The sequence below is a fragment of the Nocardioides psychrotolerans genome (assembly GCF_900113685.1).
GTDB classification, from domain to species: Bacteria; Actinomycetota; Actinomycetes; order Propionibacteriales; family Nocardioidaceae; genus Nocardioides; species Nocardioides psychrotolerans.
This window is the reverse complement of record NZ_FOQG01000008.1, coordinates 116,419-134,080: the sequence shown is the minus strand read 5'-3', so window position 1 is coordinate 134,080 and position 17,662 is coordinate 116,419. Positions and strand designations below refer to the sequence as shown.

Sequence of the window (17,662 nt, the reverse complement as noted above, 5' to 3'; positions counted from 1 at the left end):
GGCCGGGTTCTCGCGTGGCCGCCGACACTCAGGCCGGGCGTGCGCTGCGCGCGTAGGCCAGAGCCTCGTCGGCGCCCCGAGCCGTGGTCATCTCCTGGGCCGCCAAAGCGACGGCGGCACGCAGAACGCCCGGAAGCCGCGTTAGGTCCAGGTCCGCCAACGCGCGCTCCAGGTCGTCACCGCGGTCCTCCAGGACCATCGTGACGAGCTCGAACGCAGTGAAGGTGTTCTCGATCATGAATTGCGCGGGATCGTAATTCTCGGCCATGCGCGCATCATGCCCCACGCCCCGGCGGATCAGGAGGCGGCCGAGTCCCCGTCGATAGTCCGGCCGCCCGAGTGGGTTGACATCCCGTGATGGAATCGGACCTTCGCAAGGGCTGCCCGGAATGGGGTAGTCCGTGGCATTCTTGGGAGAGGTGGCGCCAGTGCCGTACTGGCAACGTCACCCGAAGAAGGAGATCGAAGCTCTACTCGGTGAGTTCCACGAGTCGGGATGGAAGATCCTGAATCCTCCGAGGTACTACACAGTGAGGTGTCCCTGCGGTGATCACCAGAGATCGATTCACCTCACGCCCAGCGACCCGAACTACGTCAAGAACGCCTACCGGTGGCTCCGCCGCCAGGACTGCATGAAGGGAGAAGCGACATGATGATCGGAACCGAATCTAAGTGGCGAATGGTTGCTCTCCCCGGGGAGACGCGTGACGACATCCGCGACTCCTGCGACCGCGTCATGGAGGCACTGCTGGACATCGAAGAGCAGGAAGGGCGTGTTCACAGCGCCGCTGTGTCCCTAGACCTCGGTCAGATGCGACTCACGATCGAGATCGCGGTAGACGCCGAGACGATCGACGAGGCCGTAGCGATCGTTGATGACGCCACCTCTCGAGCGATGAGCGCAGGCGGACACCGACCTGGCGATCCGGCGGAGTACCCGGAGCTTGTCGAGAAGCACGCAGAGGTCCTCGTCCCGGCCTAGGCCGCCCTGCCGCGCGAGTGGTCGGTGGCGTCGGGGCGGATGTCGTCGCCGGTGAAGGTGCCGTTGCGGCGCTTCCCGGGGCCCCACCCGGCGCGTGGCCAGGTGGGGCGGTGTCCCCCGTTCGGTAGCGGGCTGGCTACGTCTCGCCGGGGGCATCCCAGAGATCCCACAGCGTCAGCCCCAGCAGGTGCACCGCGAGGTGGTCGGCCGTCCACACGGTGACCGTGCCGTCCTCGCGTGCCCGCTCCAGGGCTTTCTGGGCGGCTGACCCATGCTCGACCCCGCAGGCGGCGTCTCCGCCCCGCAGAGCGATCTGGCGGAGCAGGGGTTCGGCAGACACCCGGCGTGGGCCGGCGGTCCGCCGCCGGATGCCGGGCCGCCGTGGCTGCGCCAGGTACGCGTCGAGCGAGGCGCCGTCGATCAGCCACCGGCCATCGACCTGCACGGCCTCGACCCGTCCGGTTCGGGCTAGCTCGAGGATCCGTGACTTCACCCGTCCGGCGTAGGCCACCGCCTCGCTGATCGTGAGGGTCACCGGGGTCCTGGCCGCCGCCCACCCGGCGTTGGTGAGCGCGTAGTCGATCGGCTGCTCGTCCTCCCAGGTGCTCATCTGAGCATCCCCTCGACGTCGGCACCGTTCGGCAGGAGCCACACCAAGAACTCGTTGGTCCCCTCCGTGACCCGCGCGTCGGGCTGCAGCTTGTACCCCTTCACCCCGACCCGCTCGGCGGCGTACACCGCCCCGCACGACACCATCCAGCCCGCGTTCTCCATCACCCGCCGCTCCTGAGCAGCCGACTGCCCAGCGAACATCACCAGACTGCCGCCCTCGTCGTCCGTGGTGCTGTTCCAGGCCAACAGTCCGCCGATCTCGTGGTCAGCCATGCAGGCCTGTCGGAGGTCCTTGGACGCGAACGGAATGCGGGGGCGAGCGGCGTCGTACAGGCGTACGTCGCGCAGCAGGGACGCCTCGGCGGCCAGGTCGCGCCACGTGTGGCTCGCCATGACCGCGGCGGCCGGCGCACCCTCGACGGTCCCGAGGAGCTCCTGGATCGTGTCCGCGAGGTGCCGTGCCGATCCCAGCTCGATGCCCTCCTCCAGCTGGGAGAGGCCGTACAGGTAGGGCTGGCCGCTGCGGGTGCCGGTGGTGACCGCGATGTCGGCGCCGTCGACGTCGACGACGCGGGTGGCGCACCAGCCGCCATCTCCGTCGGGGTCCTGGTGCCGCTCGCACCACGGCGTGCACGGGGTCTGCTTGACCTGGGCGACCAGGTCGTCGATGCCGGAGCGGATGGTCTCGCGCAGCGTGGCCCACTGCTCCTCGCCGAGGCCGTCGGGTCGGGGGACGCGGATCGCGTCGCCCTCGTCGACGGTGGCCGGGTCGACCCGCGTTGCGGGCCAGGTGATGGTGCGCTTCGGAAGCGGCTCGTCACCGTCGCGGTGGCCGACGTGGCGGTCGTGACGCCACGGGTTCTTCACCAGGGCGCACGTGACCGCCTCGCTCGGATGCTCGGCACCACACAGCTCGTGATCGACACCCCCGAGCGAGATGGTGCTCGGGGTAGCGCTCTTGGGCGCACGGGTAGTACGTTCTGTCTCAGACATTGCTTTCCCTTCCGGGAACCTGACCCTCTGGAGCGCCAACTCCAGGGGGTTTCTTCATGTCCGGGGAGAGCGCCAACCCTCCGCGCGGACCTGGTGAACGGTGCGGGACGCGTCCCGTCGCGAGCGCCGAACTAGCCCAGGTGCCCCTCGCTCTCGTCGTCGACAACAGCTCGTCGTCGGGTGGGACCACCTACGCCTCGGCGTGTGAGGCGCAGATGGTGGTCGCGGTCCAGGAGGTCCTGGAGCTCGGCGCCTTCAAGGTGCGCGCTCGGCAGGCCCCGACCGAGCCGGATGAGGTCTTCGAGCTCGTCGACGCTAAAGGGGGCGCCGGGATGCCAGGCGGCTTCGGCCTGCTCGCGAGGGGTCATCTGTGCGATGGCCATCTGAGAGAAGGCCAAGGCCTGGCCGGCGGCGTCGATGCACTCGTCTCGGGTCGGCATCACCAACCCGCCCAGCCGTACGTCGTGCTGAAGACCGCCCCGCGCGCGAGCTCGACGCGCTCCCGGTGCGGGTGCTTGTTGTCGACGTACGTGACCGGGTTGAAGCACGACGCGCCGACCGCCGCCCAGCAGCGCTCGCACTCCACGTCGAGCGGCGTGGCCACCGGGCCCTCATCGACAGCGTCGGGGTGCGTCAGGGAATTGATGAGGTCCGACTCCCACGATCCGGGCCGGGCGTCGGTCAGCGCCATGCCCCGCGGCAGCCGGCGCGTCGCCTCGGTGCACGCGGCGCCGAGAAGGTCGCCGATGTCCACACCGCCACGGGCAGCGTTGGCCAGGAGGCCGGCGAGGACCTCGACGAGGTCGGTGGCCACGAGGTGGTCGACGGCCTGGCCGAGCTGCTGCCACGCGGCTGCGTCCATCGAGGTGGGACGCAGGATGACGATGGTCTCGACCTCCTGGCCACCTGCTTCGAGGTGCGCGCCCCGCTCGACGCTCGGCCTGGTGACCGCGGCCTCGGCTGAGAGCGGGTCGTGGGTGGTGGCGCTCATGTGGGTGGTCCCTTCCGGTTGGAGATGACGCCGAACGGTTGTCCCGGCGCTGGTCACGCAAGTGGTCACGGCCCGGGGGCTATCGGCGGAAGCGCGGGGCTACGAACCCTCTTCGTGTTGGGGTCGTCCACGCCTGGGCGGCACCTCAAGGGGGCCGGGGGCACCTGGCGGCTACGTGCGCCGCCGAAGTTCGAGTCCCGTCGGGGTCGCACAAGCAGCAGAGACAGCACGTCCCGGACCACCAGGTCCGGGACGTGCTGTCGTTTCCGGGCCTGCCCGGGTGGCGGGCACAATGGCCGGATGCCCGTCGAGATGGACCCCGAGCGCTTCGACGAGCTCGTCGACCGTGCGCTCGACGGCATCCCCGAGGAGCTGGCCGCGCTGGTCCACAACGTCGTGGTCCTCGTCGAGGACGAGCCGCCGGCTCACGAGCCGGCCGACCTCCTGGGTCTCTACGACGGCGTCGCGCTGACCGCGCGCGACGGGACGATGGGCGTCGAGCTCCCTGACCGGATCTTCATCTTCCGCGGCCCCCTGCTCGACATGTGCGCCGACGAGGCCGAGCTGGTCGAGGAGGTCCGGATCACCGTCGTGCACGAGGTGGCCCACCACTTCGGCATCGACGACGAGCGGCTGCACCAGCTCGGCTACGCCTGACCGACCCAGAAGCCCAGCCCGCACGCGCCGAGGGACACCAGCACCGTCACAGCGGCGTAGAGCGCGCCGCGGCGGCCCAGGGTGTGCGTCTGCACAGCGAAGGCGCTGTAGGTCGTCAGGCCGCCGCAGAAGCCCGTCCCCAGCAACGCCAGCAGCGGCTCGGTCAAGGACAGGGCTGTGAAGAGGCCGAGCAGGAACGAGCCCACCACGTTGACCAGGAAGGTGCCGAAGGGCAGGGCGCGGTCGAGGTGGTGGCCGACCAGGAACCGCAGGGTCGCGCCGACGGCGCCACCCACGGCGACCAGCAACACGGTCACCGGTCACCGTCCTCGACGGCGATCGCCCGCTGCTCGGCTGCGGTCGACCAGTGCCCGGCGATCGCCACCGCCACCAGCGCGGTCCCCAGCGTCCCCAGGAGGTACGCCGCTGCGAGGGCGGGGCGCCCCTGGTCCAGCAGGCTGCGTCCCTGCTCGGAGGTCGCGGAGAGGGTCGTGTAGCCGCCGAGGACGCCCGGCCCGAGGGCGACCGCGAGCGTCCGGGACCGTCGGACGGGAGCGAGCGCGGGCAGCAGGGCCAGCGCGAAGGCCCCGGAGACATTGATGGCGAAGGTCGTCCACGGGAAGCCGTCGCCGTCGGGGACCAGCTCGCCCAGGGCGTAGCGGAGCACGACGCCCACCGCCCCGCCGAGCGCCACCGCACCGATCAGGCGCGGCGGCAGGGGAGTCACGAGACGCTAGTCTGCCTGAGCTGCTGCGCGCTGGGCTCGCGCCACGGCAGGGGGTCCTCGCCGCTGGTCTGGCGGACGAGCTCACCGAGGAACCACTCCTGGAAGCGTTGCTGGTCCGGGGTGCGGGCCAGCGAGAGCAGGCGTTCCTCGCGGCAGAAGGCGTCGGCGAGGTCGAGCAACTCGATGAAGCGCCCCACGGTCGTCGCTGACTCGGTGTCCATCACGACATGGATGTCGGTGCTCGTCTGGCCGACCGCGAGCGCCGCCTCGATCTGCCCCGCACCCATCCCCTCGCGCAGGGGCTGCTCCAGGCTGCCGAACAGGTCGGAGAGGTTCTTGGCGAGCGGGTAGTCGGACTCGTGGGCCAGCGCGAGCAGCCGGACCTCGCGGCGCAGCTCACGGTAGTGGCGCTGGAAGGCGATGTAGGAGGTGAGCGGGACCTCGTGGATGTCGAACTCGACGAGGTCCTGGCCCGCGAGCTGCTCGCGCGGGCCCTCGAGGATGCCGGTGATGGTGCCCTCGATGCCGTCACCGTCGGCGAAGCCGGTCGCGGGGTTGAACCAGACGACCTTGCCGTCGTCCTCGAGCTCGGCTCCCCAGGCGTCGGCGCTGCGGGCGACGATGCTCAGCCCTCGCCCGAAGGTCAGCAGCAGGTCGTCCTCGTCGATCGGCTCGGTGCTGGACGGGAGCGTCGGCGGGGTCGTCGACCCGTCGCGGACCTCGACGCGAGGATGCTCCAGGGTGCCGCGCACGCGCACCTGGATCGGCGAGGCTCCGTGGAGGAGGGCGTTGGTGACCAGCTCCGAGACGCCGAGCTCCGCGCACTCGATGAGGTCGTCGCGGCCGATGTCAGCACATGTGTCGACCACCCAGCGGCGTGCATCTTGCACGCCCCGGGGCCCAGTGCCCAAGGACAGGGCTGGCCGGTTCAACGGCAACGAATTCTCCGACGTCAACGGGACAGGGTGGAGCAACTGTCGGCTGATTACCCCGGGCGTCGTGGGACCAAACCTGATGTCGTTGAATTTTCCTCACTCCACCCAGGTGGTCCAGCCATGTGACACAGACGACGGAAGCCGGGATTGGTCAGTGTTGTTGCGTCACTGGACAATGACTACGAGGACCCACCGACCCCCGGGAGCAGCCCATGAGCACCGAGACCAGCAGTGCACGCCACCAGGTCGTGGTGATCGGGTCCGGCTTCGGGGGGCTGTTCGGCACCAAGGCCCTGCGGCGCACCGACGTGGACGTCACGATGGTCGCCAAGACGACCCATCACCTCTTCCAGCCCCTGCTCTACCAGGTGGCCACGGGCATCCTCTCCGAGGGCGAGATCGCCCCCCCGACCCGCGAGGTCCTCAGCAGTCAGAAGAACGTCCAGGTGCTCCTGGGCGAGGTCACCGGCATCGACCTGCAGAAGCGCGTCGTCACTTCGCACGTCCTCGGTCGCGAGCACGTCCACCCCTACGACTCGCTGATCGTCGCCGCCGGCGCGGGCCAGTCCTACTTCGGCAACGACCAGTTCGCTGAATACGCCCCCGGCATGAAGAGCATCGACGACGCCCTCGAGCTGCGCGGCCGCATCTTCGGCGCCTTCGAGATGGCCGAGCTCGGCGCCAAGCGTGGCGACAACGTCGACCACCTCCTGACGTTCGTGGTCGTCGGCGCCGGCCCGACCGGCGTGGAGATGGCCGGCCAGATCGCCGAGCTCGCCCACCGCACCCTCAAGCGCGACTTCCGTGCCATCAACACCCGCACCGCCCGCGTCGTCCTCCTCGACGCCGCCCCGCAGGTGCTGCCGCCGTTCGGCGCCAAGCTCGGCGACTGGACCGCTCGCGAGCTCGAGAAGCTCGGCGTCGAGGTGCAGCTCGGCGCGATGGTGACCGATGTCGACGAGCGCGGCCTCGAGGTGAAATACAAGGACGGCCGCGTCGAGCGCCTCAACACCGTCACCAAGATCTGGGCCGCGGGCGTGCAGGCCAGCTCGCTCGGGCAGACCCTGGCGGAGCAGACCGGTGCTCCCCTCGACCGCGCCGGCCGGATCGGCGTCAACCCCGACCTGACGCTGCCCGGTCACCCCGAGGTGTTCGTCGTCGGCGACATGATCGCCCTCGACAACCTCCCCGGCGTGGCCCAGGTGGCCATCCAGGGCGCCAAGTACGCCGCCAAGGAGATCGACAACCGACTCAAGGGCAAGCCCGCCCAGGCGCCGTTCCGCTACTTCGACAAGGGCTCCATGGCGATCATCAGCCGCTTCCGCGCGGTCGCGATGGTCGGCCGGCTGCGTCTGACGGGCGTCACCGCCTGGCTGATGTGGCTCGCCGTGCACCTCGTCTACATCACCGGCTTCAAGAACCGCGTCACCGCGGTCCTGCACTGGTTCGTCTCGTTCCTGGGGCGCGGTCGCTCCGAGCGCACGACGACCGAGCAGCAGATCTTCGCCCGGGCAGCCCTCAGCCGGCTCCGAGGGGGCGCGACCGACCTCGTGTCCGCGCCTGGGGCCTACGACACCGCACGCCAGGTGCTCGACGAGAGCCGCCGCCACGAGCTGGAGGTGCAGGCCCTCGAAGAGGCCCGGCTCACCGACTCGGGTGCGCGTGGGGTCAAGCACCCCGCCAGCAGCTGAGCCGGACGGCTCGAAGTCCCCGGGCTACTCGAAGTAGCTGGGGGTCGGCTTGTCGGGGTCCTGGCGCTCAAGCGCTGCTCGGGCCCACCGCGGCAGGATGAAGACCCCCTCCGCCTCGACCGTCACGCCCTCGGGGCCGATGATGTGGCCCTTGGCCCAGGTCTTGATGCCCTCGCTGCGCTCGATCCAGGACTCCGCCCGCAGGTCGCCCAGCGGCGTGCCCCGGCGGTAGACCAGCGTCAAGGTCCCGGTCATGCCCGGTTTGCCGCCGGCGCCGGCCGCCTCGCCGAGCATCTGGTCCAGGAGCAGCGCCGAGACGCCGCCGTGCACGAGCCCGGGCGGACCCTCGTAGGCCGCGCCCAGGTGGAAGTCCGACCAGGCCCGGCCGGTGTCGTCGTGGTCGATCACCAGCGGGGGAGCCGCGCCGTTGCGCAGCCCCACGACCGTGTTGCCCCACGGCCGTCCGCGGCCCTCGGCGCCGAACCGCACGCCGTACGGGCCGTCCAGCTGGCTGGTGCGCAGGCGGGACACGATCGCCTCGATCTCGCCCTGCGCTCGTCGGATCTCGTCGTCGTCGACGGTGGTGCGGATGGCCACGTCCACCAGCTCACGCACCGACTGGGCGAAGGGGCCGTAGAGCGCCTTCTGGCGTTCCACCTCCTCGAGGTCGAGGTCGTCCTTGACGTATCCGGTCACGGGCGGAGTCTAGAACACGTTCCAGTTTTTCGTGGTGCACAGAATCCGGTGGCCAGTGCCCCGGGGCGGTTTGGTGCAATCAGGACATGACCGAGCTCGTCACCCCCGATGTCCGCTGGCACGCCTCCTGGGCGGCGGCGATGCTGGAGTTCGGCACCGACTACCCGCACGGCTCCGGCCTCGGCGACCCCGCGCCGGCGTACGACGAGCAGGGCTGTGCCGCCTACGCCGCGTGGTTGCGCTCCGCGGCCGGCACCCCGATCCGCCAGGACTGGGTGGCCTGCTCGTTCTCCTGGATCACCGACGGTCGCGAGGTCGTCGGGTTCCTGGCGCTGCGCCACGTGCTCAACGACTGGTTGCTCCAGGAGGGAGGCCACATCGGCTACTCCGTGCGGCCCTCGCGGCGACGGGAGGGGCACGCCTCACGGGCGCTGGTGCTCGCCCTGGACGAGGCGGCCGCACTCGGCATCGAGCATGCCCTGGTCACCTGCGACGAGGACAACGAGGGCTCACGGGGCACGATCGAGGGCGCCGGTGGGCGCCACGAGGACTCCCGCAACGGCAAGCGACGCTATTGGCTGCCGACCGACGACGTCAGTCGGTCCGCTCCGGACGGTGGCGACGCAGCACGGTCGTGAACTCGGCCGGGTCGACCATGGAGGAGTCGATCACGAACGGCGACATCCCTCGGCGCAGGAAGAGCACCTTCCAGCCGCGCTTGCCGGCCGTGCCGACCACCTCGATCGGGGTGTAGGGGCTGTCCAGGTCGAAGACGAAGCGCCCCGCGGGCCCGAGCACCTCGAGCTGGCCGTTGGTCACGCTGAGCCGCGGCGCGGACGAGCCGGCCCGCAGGGCCCACAGCACGAGGGTGAGCGCGCCGAGGGTGGCGGCGACGGCGATCGTGTTGGTCGTGCGGACGTCGTAGGCCTCGTAGCCGGCAAGGGCCGTCGCGGCGAGGGACGCGAGCAGCAGGAGCCCGACCAAGCGGCGAGCGCCCGTGCGGGGTTTGAACACCACGTTGCCGCTGCCGTTGCCGCCCGTGAACGCCGTCCCGGGTGTCGCCGGGGTCGCGGGAGTCGCCGGCGGGGGAGTGGTCGGGGGTGGGGTGCGCACGGCGGGGATGCTGGCCTGCACGAGCGTGACCCGGGGTGGGGAGGAGTCCTCCCCGGTGGTGGGCGCGGGCGCGGGCCTCGCCCGGCGCAGGCGTCGGGCAAGGCGGATGACCGGCGAGCCGCTCGACCAGCTCAAGGGCTCCTCGGGCGGTGCCGCGGGTGCCCCGGGTGCCGCGGGTGCCCCGGGTGCCCCGGGTGCCCCGGGTGCCCCGGGTGCCTCGGGTGTCGTGACGGCGACGGCGACGGTGCTGGCGACCGCGGCGGTGGCCTGGTGCGCCACGCGCGCTTCCTCGGCGAGCCGCACGGCCAGGGCCACCTGCTCGGCCTCGAGCGCCGCGTCGGGGGTGGCCGGGCCGACCGCCGGCCGGGTCTCGGTGGCGCCGCCCTCGTGGTGGGAGAGCCATCGGTCGAACAGCTCGCCGGCAGGCTCGCCACTCGACGGTGTCGGGTCCTCCATGGCAGTCAAAACTACGCCTCCGATCGGGTTCGCGAGGGACTTTGCGCAGCTCGGAGGCGTAGTGGGCCCAGGGCAGTGCTGCGGGTGACGCGGCTCCGACGTGCGACGAGCCCCGGCCTCGGGCCGGGGCTCGTCGTGGGTCGGAGGGCGATCAGCTGGTGTAGTCCTTGACGCACTGGTCGAACGGGTCGTCGCTCTTGAGGATGTTGTCGACGTAGCCGTCGAGGGTGCACTGGACGATCGCTTGGGCGAGGGTGAGGATGTTGTCGACGGGCTCGACCTGGGTCGAGGGCAGCGGGGGGACGCTGACCGAGGGCAGCGGGACCGGGTTCTCCTCGGGGACGGGGAGCGGGTTGTCGCCGCCGCCGTTGTCGCCGCCGGTGCTGCCGCCGTTGTCGGGGGCGGGTTGGTCGGTCTCGGGTGCGGAGGGGGTGGTGGACCCGCCGGAGGGCTCGGGCTTGATGTTGCCGGTGTTGCCGCCGCCGTTGCCGCCGCCATTGCCGGGTGCGGTGTAGCCGGGGTCGGGGACGATGTAGCCGGCCGCGGTGGTGGAGTTGGGCACCGAGGTGTAGTCGCCGGACATGTAGTTCTCCATGATGGAGAGCACGAGGTCGACGTAGGACTGGGAGTGGTTGTACCGGTAGACCGAGGCGCGCTGGCCGGTCAGGGTCGCAAGGTCGTCGTTGCCGGAGCAGAGGTAGACCGCGGTCGCCAGGGCGGCGTCGTCGATGTCCTGGGGGTTGCGTTGGGCGTCGCCGTCGGCGTCCACGCCGACGACCGACCAGGTCGAGGGGATGAACTGCATCGGGCCGACGGCGCGGTCGAAGACCTGGTCGTTGTCGTAGAGGCCGGCGTCGGTGTCGCGGATGACGGCGGTGTTGTTCTTGCCGTTGAGCGCGATGCCGTAGATGCCGGGGGTGGCGATGCCGTCGTTGTTCAGGGCGTTGCCGGCGTAGCGGCCGTGGTCGGACTCGACGCGGCCGATGGCGGCGACGAGCTGCCAGGACAGGTTGCAGGTCTTGTCGGCGGAGTTGATGACCGTCTCGGCGCGCTGGTAGGCGGCGAGCGCGGCGGAGGGGATGCCGTTGGTGGAGGAGGTCGCGATGATCTGTGCGGTGTTGCCGCCGGCCCCGCCGCCGAGCTGGCCACCGCTGACGGAGGCCGGAGCCTCGATCGCCTCGGTCGGCACGCTCGTGCCGTCGGGCAGCGAGGTGGACTCGGTGGTGGTCGGTGCAGAGACCGTGGTGGTCGGACCGACGCCGGCGAGGCTGGCGGTCCAGGCGGCCGACAGCAGTGCGAGCGGCAGGATCGCCGTTGCTTTCTGCGTGCGGCCAAAGCGTTTGGCGGACATGGACATCTCCCCTGTAGTTGCAGCCATGCTTCCCACCGGCCGGCTGTGCTAACCCAACGAATCGTGTCACGGTCAAGTTACGGCCGGAGGGTAAATCGTCGTGCTGGAACGCGAAGGTAGTAGGCGTGACCCATGGTACGTGACCGTGGTGTGCGTCACACGATCGCGCTCAGCAGTCGGGCGCGGATGCTGCCCGCTGGGGTCCCTCGGCGACAATGATCCGGTGACCACGGCCGACCCTGCACCCACGTCCGGCGCCCTCTTCGCGAGGGCCAAGGCGGTGACGCCCGGCGGGGTCAACTCCCCGGTCCGGGCCTTCGATGCGGTCGGCGGGACCCCGCGCTTCATCCGCTCCGCGACCGGCGCCTGGCTGACCGACGTCGACGGCGTCGACTACGTCGACCTGATCTGCTCCTGGGGGCCGATGCTCCTGGGCCACGCGCACCCCGAGGTCGTGGCAGCCGTGACCGCCGCGGTCGCGCGGGGCACGTCGTACGGCACCCCGACGGAGCCCGAGGTCATGCTGGCCGAGGAGATCGTCGACCGCACCCCGGTCGACAAGGTCCGCTTCGTCTCCTCCGGCACCGAGGCCACCATGTCGGCGATCCGGCTGGCGCGTGGCTTCACCGGGCGCGACGTCGTGGTGAAGTTCGCCGGTTGCTACCACGGTCACGTCGACTCGCTGCTGGCCTCCGCCGGCTCGGGCCTGGCGACCTTCGCGGTGCCCGGCACGCCCGGTGTGCCGGAGTCGTCGACCGCCCTGACGCTGGTCCTGCCCTACAACGACCGGGCTGCGGTCGAGGCCGCGTTCGCCGAGCACGGTGATCGGATCGCCTGCCTCATCACCGAGGCCGCCGCCGGCAACATGGGTGTCGTCCCTCCCGGGCCCGGCTTCAACGGCTTCCTCGCCGACATCTGCACCCGGCACGGGGCGCTGTTCGTCACCGACGAGGTGATGACCGGCTTCCGGGCCTCGCGCACCGGCTACTGGGGAATCGACGGCGCCGTCGAGGGCTGGACCCCCGACCTGATGACCTTCGGCAAGGTGATGGGCGGTGGCTTCCCGGCCGCGGCCTTCGGCGGTCGCGCCGACGTGATGTCCCACCTGGCGCCCGAAGGCCCCGTCTACCAGGCCGGCACCCTCTCGGGGAACCCGATCGCCACCACGGCCGGCCTCACGACGCTGCGCCTGGCGACCGACGAGGTCTACACCCACATCACGTCCGTGGGCGACGTCATCAAGCAGGCGACCACCGACGCGCTGACGGCTGCAGGCGCGCCGCACGTCGTGCAGTCCGCCGGCACGATGTTCTCCGTCTTCTTCACCGACCCCGCCGACGGCCCGGTGCGTGACTTCGCGGCCGCCTCCCGCACCGACGGTGTGGCCTACGCCGCCTTCTTCCACGCGATGCTGGAGCGAGGTGTCTACCTGCCGCCGTCGGCGTACGAGGCGTGGTTCCTGTCCTCCGCCCATGACGACCGGGCGATCCAGACCGTCCTGGACGCCCTGCCCCACGCCGCGAGCGCAGCCGCTGCTGCCGGAGGAGCCCGATGAGCCAGATCCCCGACACGATCGTCCACCTCATGCGCCACGGCGAGGTGCACAACCCTGACGGCGTGCTCTATGGCCGTCGTGACGGCTTCCACCTCTCCGAGCTCGGCAAGCAGATGGCCGAGAAGGTCGCCGACACGATCAAGGACCGCGACATCGTGCACCTGCGCGTCTCGCCGCTCGAACGGGCGCAGGAGACCGCTGCGCCGCTGGCGCTCCTGCGGGGACTCGACATGACCATCGACGAGCGGATCATCGAGTCGACGAACGTCTTCGAGGGCAAGCGCTTCGGGCAGGGCGACGGCACGCTGAAGAAGCCGAAGAACTGGAAGTACCTCTACAACCCGTGGAAGCCCTCGTGGGGAGAGCCCTACGCCGACATCGTGGCCAGGATGATGGCCGGGGTGCACGACGCGCGCATCGCCGCGACCGGCCACGAGGCCGTGCTGGTCTCGCACCAGCTGCCCATCTGGACCACGCGCCTGCACGTCGAGAAGCGCTCGTTCCTCCATGACCCGCGCAAGCGTCAGTGCACGCTGACCTCGCTCACGTCCTTCCACTTCGTCGGCGACCGGCTGACCCAGGTCTCCTACAGCGAGCCCGCGGGTGACCTGATCCCGACCGGGGACAAGAAGGCGCCGTTCTCCGCCGGGGGAGCGCCCGAGGAGAAGCGGCCCTGACATGACGCCTCCGACGGCCCCTGCCCACGCTGCGCGCCCCGTCCAACGACGGGCAGCGGTGCTGCTCGTCGTCCTGCTGGTGGCCTCCGGCTGCTCGAGCTTGCGCGGGACCGGGGACGGCGGCTACGTCGAGCAGAGCGGTGCCATCGCGCAGATCGCGGTCGAGGACCGTGAGGAGCCGATCGAGCTGGCCGGCGACACCCTCGAGGGGGAGCCGCTCGACGTGGCCGACCTGCGGGGCGAGGTTGTCGTCGTGAACGTCTGGGGCTCCTGGTGCCCGCCGTGCCGCACGGAGGTGCCGTTCCTCGTCGAGGCGGACGAGGAGCTCGACGTGCCGTTCGTGGGGGTCAACATCCGCGAGGAGGTCGCGCCCGCGCTGGCCTTCGAGCGGAAGTCCGGCATCGAGTACCCCTCGATCCACGACCAGGCGAGCGAGGCCCTGCTGGGCCTGGGGCGCTTCGCGCCGCGCTCCCCTCCCGTCACGATCGTGCTCGACCGCGAGGGCCGCGTCGCCGCGGTCGTCGCCGGCGCCCTCACCTCGGCCCTGACACTGACCGAGCTGGTCGAGGAGGTGCAGGCCGAGGATGGGTGACTGGTTCCAGACCCAGGCCGCGAGCGGCTCCCTCGCGCTGGCCGTGCCCGTCGCGCTGGTCGCGGGGCTGGTGTCGTTCTTCTCGCCGTGCGTGATCCCGCTGCTGCCCGGCTACCTCTCCTACGCCACCGGGCTCTCCGGCGCCGACCTCGCCTCCGGTGAGGGCGACGCCCACCGGGGCCGGATGTTCCTCGGCTCGGTGCTGTTCGTGCTCGGCTTCGCGCTGGTCTTCGTCAGCATCGGTGCGGCCACGGGGGCGGTCGGCTTCTGGCTGCGCACCTGGCAGCGCGAGATCACCGTGGTGCTCGGCGTGCTCACCATCGTCTTCGGGCTGGCCTTCGCAGGTCTGATCCCGTTCCTCCAGCGCGAGTGGCGGGTGCACAAGGTCCCAGCCGTCGGGCTGGCTGCGGCCCCCTTCCTCGGCATTCTCTTCGGCCTCGGCTGGACGCCCTGCATCGGCCCCACGCTGGGCGCCATCTCGACCCTGTCGATCAACGAGGCGACCGCCGGTCGTGGCGCGCTGCTCGCGGCGATCTACGCACTCGGCCTCGGCTTGCCGTTCATCCTGCTGGGTCTGGCGTACACCCGTGCCCTGGGCGCGATCGCCTTCGTCCGGCGGCACCAGGCGTGGGTCACCCGCTTCGGTGGACTCATGCTGGTCGTGGTCGGCCTCCTGCTCGTGAGCGGGCTCTGGGACAGCGCCGTGACCTGGATCCAGGTCCGGCTGATCAGCGACTTCGAGGTGAGTGTGTGAGCGCCGACAAGCCCACCGGCGCCGACCTGAACCCGCGTGAGCTGGGTCGTTGGCTGTGGCGCCAGCTCACCTCGATGCGCACGGCGCTGATCCTGCTGCTGATGCTCGCACTGGCGGCCGTGCCCGGCTCGGTGATCCCGCAGGAGGGCGTCGACTCCCTCAAGACCTCGCGCTGGCAAGCCGACCACCCGACGCTGACGCCGGTCTACGAGAAGCTCAGCCTCTTCTCGGTCTACGACTCGCCGTGGTTCAGCGCGATCTACATCCTGCTGATGGTCTCGCTCGTGGGCTGCATCATCCCGCGGACCTTCGTCTACCTCCGCGCCATCCGGACCCCCCCGCCCATTGCCCCCCGCAACCTGACCCGCCTGCCCGACCACGCGTCGTACGACAGCGACGCGAGCGTGGAGGAGGTGCTCCAGCGCGCACGCGAGGTGCTCAAGGGGCGCGGCTACCGGCTGCGGCCGGCCGAGAACGGCTCCGACTACGTCAGCGCCGAGCGCGGCTACCTGCGCGAGGTCGGCAACCTGGTCTTCCACCTGTCGGTCGTGGTGGTGCTGGTGGGCTTCGCGCTGGGCAGCCTCTTCGGCTTCCGAGGCGGTGCCGTGATCGCGCAGGGCTCGACCTTCGCCAACACCATCAGCCAGTACGACGACTTCGAGCCGGGCTCGCTGTTCTCGGCCGACCAGATGGACCCGTTCGTCTTCTCCTTCGACTCCTTCGACGTCGAGTGGCAGCGCACCAACCGTGGCGTCCTGGCGCGGGCGTTCGACGCCGGACTGACCTACACCGACGAGCCGGGCGCCGAGGAGCAGTTCTACGACCTGCGGGTCAACCACCCGCTGAGCATCGGCGACACCGACGTCTTCCTGATCGGCCACGGTTATGCCCCGGTCATCACCGTGACCGACGGTGACGGCAACGAGGTCTACAGCGGGCCCACGCCGTTCCTTCCCCAGGACCAGAGCTTCCTGTCCTTCGGCGTCGTGAAGTCACCCGACGCGCAGCCCGGGCAGATCGGCCTCGAAGGGCTCCTCTACCCGACCTTCGAGCTGGTCGAGGGCAACCCGCTGACGATCTACCCCGACGACCTCAACCCGTTGCTGTCGTTGTCGGTCTACACCGGCGACCTCGGCCTCGACGTGCCGACGTCCCAGTCGGTCTACGTGCTCGACAAGGCCAACGCGACGCAGGTGCTCGACAACGAGGGGAAGCCTCTGCGGCTGGACCTGTCGATCGGGGAGACCGCGACCCTGCCCGACGGTCTCGGCACCGTCACCTTCGACAGCGTCCAGCCCTGGACCCGCATCCAGTTCAGCCAGACGCCCGGCAAGGAGATCGCCCTGGTCGGCGTCGTGCTGGCGCTGATCGGCATGTGCGGGTCGCTGTTCATCCGGCCCCGCCGGGTCTGGGTGCGGGCTCGGGCCGGCTCCCACCAGGACGGCAGTGTCACCATGGTCGAGGTTGCAGCCCTCGACCGCTCCGGCGGCGGGGGCGACGTGGCCCCGGTGCTGGAGGAGATCGTGGACGAGCTGCGCTCCGCACCACCCCGAGTCGAGGAGAAGCAATGACCAACGCCGCGTGGGAGACCCTCAGCGACCAGGCGATCGGCGTGAGCGGGGTCGTCTACTTCCTCGCCCTGCTGGCGCACCTCGTCGAGTGGTCGTCGCTGCGGGGCACCGTCCCGGTCGACGCCGCCGCGGCGTCCTCCACCCGCTCCCGTGCGGCGGTCGGCGCCGTCGCCGTCGCCACCGGGCCCACGGAGGGAGCCGGCAGCGGCACGGAGGAGTCCCGCCAGCGGGTCGCCCTCTTCGGCCGCCTGGGGCTGCTGCTCACGATGATCGCGGCCGTGGTCCACCTGACCTCCCTCGTGGGTCGCGGCATGGCCGCCGACCCCAACCGGGTGCCCTGGGGCAACATGTATGAGTTCACCCTCTCCGGCACGTTCGTCGTGACGCTGATGTACCTCGTGCTCTACCGCCGCTTCGCGCTGTCGTGGATGGCTCCGATCGTGGTGGCCTTCGTGCTGTCGATGCTGATGGTCGCGGTGATCTGGCTGCACAGTGCGGTCACCCCGCTGACCGAGGCACTCAACTCGTACTGGCTCGTGATCCACGTCGTCGCGGCCGTGATCGCCACCGGTGCGTTCACGCTGGGCGGCATGACCTCGGCGATGTGGCTGGTCAAGAACCGCAAGGGTGACATCGCCACCGGGCCGCTCGCGCGGGTGCCCTCGCTCGCCACCCTGGACCGGGTCTCCTACCGGATCCACGCCTTCGGCTTCCCTGTCTGGACCTTTGCGGTCCTGATCACCGGACCGATCTGGGCGCACGAGGCGTGGTCGTCCTACTGGAACTGGGACCCCAAGGAGGTGTGGGCATTCATCACCTGGGTGGTCTACGCCGCCTACCTGCACGCCCGCTCGACCGCGGGGTGGAAGGGCAAGAACGCCGCGATCCTGGCCCTCGTCGGGCTGGCGACGTTGTGGTTCAACTTCATCGGGATCAACTTCTTCTCCACCACCAGCCAGCACTCCTACGCCGACAGCGCCCCGTCGGTCGTGCAGCCGGTCGGCCAGCCGGTCGGCCAGCCGGTCGGCCAGCGCTAGCTGGTGGAGGGACCCGTCTCGGGGTCGTCGGCGTCCTTGCGACGGCGCTTGCGCTCCAGGTCGCGCAGGAAGTCCTCGTCGTCGTCGGGCGCGACCATGCGCGGTGGTGGCTGGGGGCGACGCGGACGCTTCACCTGCGGTCGCCCGCCACCACCCCCGGCGCTGCGCTGCTGCAGGAGACGGACGACGTAGTAGGTCGCCAGGGCGAACACGACGACGAAGAGCAGGAACTTGAGCACCCCTCCAGAGTAGGGGCCTAGTGGTCACGAACT

The 17,662-nt window shown here is 70.6% G+C and carries 23 protein-coding genes; 11 read left to right on the top strand and 12 right to left on the bottom strand.

Going from position 1 to position 17,662, the window contains the following annotated elements; all coding sequences use genetic code 11:
• Window positions 1-28 precede the first annotated feature (28 nt).
• Window positions 29-268: a hypothetical protein gene (locus BM204_RS11815; protein WP_091113483.1), complete on the bottom strand. Its 240-nt coding sequence runs from the start codon at window positions 266-268 to the stop codon at window positions 29-31.
• A 133-nt stretch (window positions 269-401) separates the two neighbouring features.
• Between BM204_RS11815 and BM204_RS11810 the strand changes: the two genes are divergently transcribed.
• Both BM204_RS11810 and BM204_RS11805 read left to right on the top strand, forming a co-directional pair.
• On the top strand, window positions 402-653 hold the full coding sequence (locus BM204_RS11810) for a hypothetical protein (protein WP_218031242.1): 252 nt from the start codon (window positions 402-404) through the stop codon (window positions 651-653).
• A complete protein-coding gene (locus tag BM204_RS11805) occupies window positions 653-982 on the top strand; it encodes a hypothetical protein (protein ID WP_143099738.1) in 330 nt (109 codons plus the stop codon). Before BM204_RS11810 ends, BM204_RS11805 begins: the two co-directional genes overlap by 1 nt.
• 136 nt (window positions 983-1,118) lie before the next feature.
• Here BM204_RS11805 and BM204_RS11800 read toward each other — a convergent pair whose 3' ends face one another.
• The 4 genes from BM204_RS11800 to BM204_RS11785 all read right to left on the bottom strand — a co-directional run bounded on the left by BM204_RS11800 (window position 1,119) and on the right by BM204_RS11785 (window position 3,578).
• A complete protein-coding gene (locus BM204_RS11800) occupies window positions 1,119-1,592 on the bottom strand; it encodes a helix-turn-helix domain-containing protein (RefSeq protein WP_091113474.1) in 474 nt (157 codons plus the stop codon).
• Window positions 1,589-2,587, bottom strand: coding sequence for a hypothetical protein (locus tag BM204_RS11795; protein ID WP_143099737.1), 999 nt, complete (start codon window positions 2,585-2,587; stop codon window positions 1,589-1,591). Before BM204_RS11795 ends, BM204_RS11800 begins: the two co-directional genes overlap by 4 nt.
• Window positions 2,588-2,718: 131 nt before the next feature.
• A complete protein-coding gene (locus BM204_RS11790) occupies window positions 2,719-3,027 on the bottom strand; it encodes a hypothetical protein (protein ID WP_143099736.1) in 309 nt (102 codons plus the stop codon).
• Complete coding sequence (locus BM204_RS11785) at window positions 3,027-3,578, bottom strand: zinc finger domain-containing protein (RefSeq protein WP_091113467.1); 552 nt, start codon at window positions 3,576-3,578, stop codon at window positions 3,027-3,029. Before BM204_RS11785 ends, BM204_RS11790 begins: the two co-directional genes overlap by 1 nt.
• Before the next feature lie 300 nt (window positions 3,579-3,878).
• Here BM204_RS11785 and BM204_RS11780 point away from each other — a divergent pair, with 300 nt between their 5' ends.
• Entirely contained in the window at window positions 3,879-4,235 is a 357-nt protein-coding gene (locus BM204_RS11780; protein WP_091113463.1) for a metallopeptidase family protein, read from the top strand.
• On the opposite strand, the gene BM204_RS11775 is transcribed toward BM204_RS11780, so the two are convergent.
• The 3 genes from BM204_RS11775 to BM204_RS11765 are packed head-to-tail and all read right to left on the bottom strand — an operon-like array spanning window position 4,226 to window position 5,852.
• The gene (locus BM204_RS11775) at window positions 4,226-4,552 is read right to left on the bottom strand and encodes a fluoride efflux transporter FluC (RefSeq protein ID WP_091113461.1); all 327 of its coding nucleotides are present in this window, start codon (window positions 4,550-4,552) and stop codon (window positions 4,226-4,228) included. The two genes, BM204_RS11780 and BM204_RS11775, sit on opposite strands and share 10 nt — an antisense overlap.
• Window positions 4,549-4,962: a fluoride efflux transporter FluC gene (locus BM204_RS11770; protein ID WP_091113460.1), complete on the bottom strand. Its 414-nt coding sequence runs from the start codon at window positions 4,960-4,962 to the stop codon at window positions 4,549-4,551. Before BM204_RS11770 ends, BM204_RS11775 begins: the two co-directional genes overlap by 4 nt.
• The gene (locus BM204_RS11765; RefSeq protein WP_246166258.1) at window positions 4,959-5,852 is read right to left on the bottom strand and encodes an ATP-binding protein; all 894 of its coding nucleotides are present in this window, start codon (window positions 5,850-5,852) and stop codon (window positions 4,959-4,961) included. Before BM204_RS11765 ends, BM204_RS11770 begins: the two co-directional genes overlap by 4 nt.
• Window positions 5,853-6,109: 257 nt before the next feature.
• On the opposite strand from BM204_RS11765, the gene BM204_RS11760 reads away from it, so the two are divergent.
• Entirely contained in the window at window positions 6,110-7,588 is a 1,479-nt protein-coding gene (locus BM204_RS11760) for an NAD(P)/FAD-dependent oxidoreductase (RefSeq protein WP_091113455.1), read from the top strand.
• Between the two features lie 24 nt (window positions 7,589-7,612).
• Here the strand turns inward: BM204_RS11760 and BM204_RS11755 are convergent, their stop codons facing one another.
• Complete coding sequence (locus BM204_RS11755; protein ID WP_091113452.1) at window positions 7,613-8,284, bottom strand: PaaI family thioesterase; 672 nt, start codon at window positions 8,282-8,284, stop codon at window positions 7,613-7,615.
• A gap of 86 nt (window positions 8,285-8,370) precedes the next feature.
• Here BM204_RS11755 and BM204_RS11750 point away from each other — a divergent pair, with 86 nt between their 5' ends.
• Entirely contained in the window at window positions 8,371-8,922 is a 552-nt protein-coding gene (locus tag BM204_RS11750; protein WP_091113449.1) for a GNAT family N-acetyltransferase, read from the top strand.
• On the opposite strand, the gene BM204_RS11745 is transcribed toward BM204_RS11750, so the two are convergent.
• Window positions 8,879-9,853, bottom strand: coding sequence for a hypothetical protein (locus tag BM204_RS11745; RefSeq protein ID WP_170259175.1), 975 nt, complete (start codon window positions 9,851-9,853; stop codon window positions 8,879-8,881). The genes BM204_RS11750 and BM204_RS11745 overlap by 44 nt on opposite strands.
• A 151-nt stretch (window positions 9,854-10,004) precedes the next feature.
• On the bottom strand, window positions 10,005-11,204 hold the full coding sequence (locus tag BM204_RS11735; RefSeq protein ID WP_246166259.1) for a lytic transglycosylase domain-containing protein: 1,200 nt from the start codon (window positions 11,202-11,204) through the stop codon (window positions 10,005-10,007).
• Between the two features lie 223 nt (window positions 11,205-11,427).
• Between BM204_RS11735 and hemL the strand changes: the two genes are divergently transcribed.
• Genes hemL through ccsB form a run of 6 tightly spaced genes read left to right on the top strand, consistent with a single transcriptional unit; the run spans window position 11,428 to window position 17,390 of the window.
• A complete protein-coding gene (hemL, locus tag BM204_RS11730) occupies window positions 11,428-12,759 on the top strand; it encodes a glutamate-1-semialdehyde 2,1-aminomutase (RefSeq protein WP_091113440.1) in 1,332 nt (443 codons plus the stop codon).
• A complete protein-coding gene (locus tag BM204_RS11725; protein ID WP_091113438.1) occupies window positions 12,756-13,436 on the top strand; it encodes a histidine phosphatase family protein in 681 nt (226 codons plus the stop codon). The genes hemL and BM204_RS11725 overlap by 4 nt, the downstream gene beginning before the upstream one ends.
• Before the next feature lies 1 nt (window position 13,437).
• The gene (locus tag BM204_RS11720) at window positions 13,438-14,028 is read left to right on the top strand and encodes a TlpA family protein disulfide reductase (protein WP_091113435.1); all 591 of its coding nucleotides are present in this window, start codon (window positions 13,438-13,440) and stop codon (window positions 14,026-14,028) included.
• Window positions 14,021-14,782, top strand: coding sequence for a cytochrome c biogenesis CcdA family protein (locus BM204_RS11715; RefSeq protein WP_091113433.1), 762 nt, complete (start codon window positions 14,021-14,023; stop codon window positions 14,780-14,782). The genes BM204_RS11720 and BM204_RS11715 overlap by 8 nt, the downstream gene beginning before the upstream one ends.
• Window positions 14,779-16,353 (top strand): cytochrome c biogenesis protein ResB, encoded by a 1,575-nt coding sequence (resB, locus tag BM204_RS11710; RefSeq protein ID WP_246166260.1) that lies wholly within the window; start codon window positions 14,779-14,781, stop codon window positions 16,351-16,353. The genes BM204_RS11715 and resB overlap by 4 nt, the downstream gene beginning before the upstream one ends.
• The gene (gene ccsB, locus BM204_RS11705) at window positions 16,350-17,390 is read left to right on the top strand and encodes a c-type cytochrome biogenesis protein CcsB (RefSeq protein WP_091113431.1); all 1,041 of its coding nucleotides are present in this window, start codon (window positions 16,350-16,352) and stop codon (window positions 17,388-17,390) included. Before resB ends, ccsB begins: the two co-directional genes overlap by 4 nt.
• On the opposite strand, the gene BM204_RS11700 is transcribed toward ccsB, so the two are convergent.
• On the bottom strand, window positions 17,387-17,629 hold the full coding sequence (locus BM204_RS11700; RefSeq protein WP_091113428.1) for a hypothetical protein: 243 nt from the start codon (window positions 17,627-17,629) through the stop codon (window positions 17,387-17,389). The two genes, ccsB and BM204_RS11700, sit on opposite strands and share 4 nt — an antisense overlap.
• Between the last annotated feature and the right edge of the window lie 33 nt (window positions 17,630-17,662).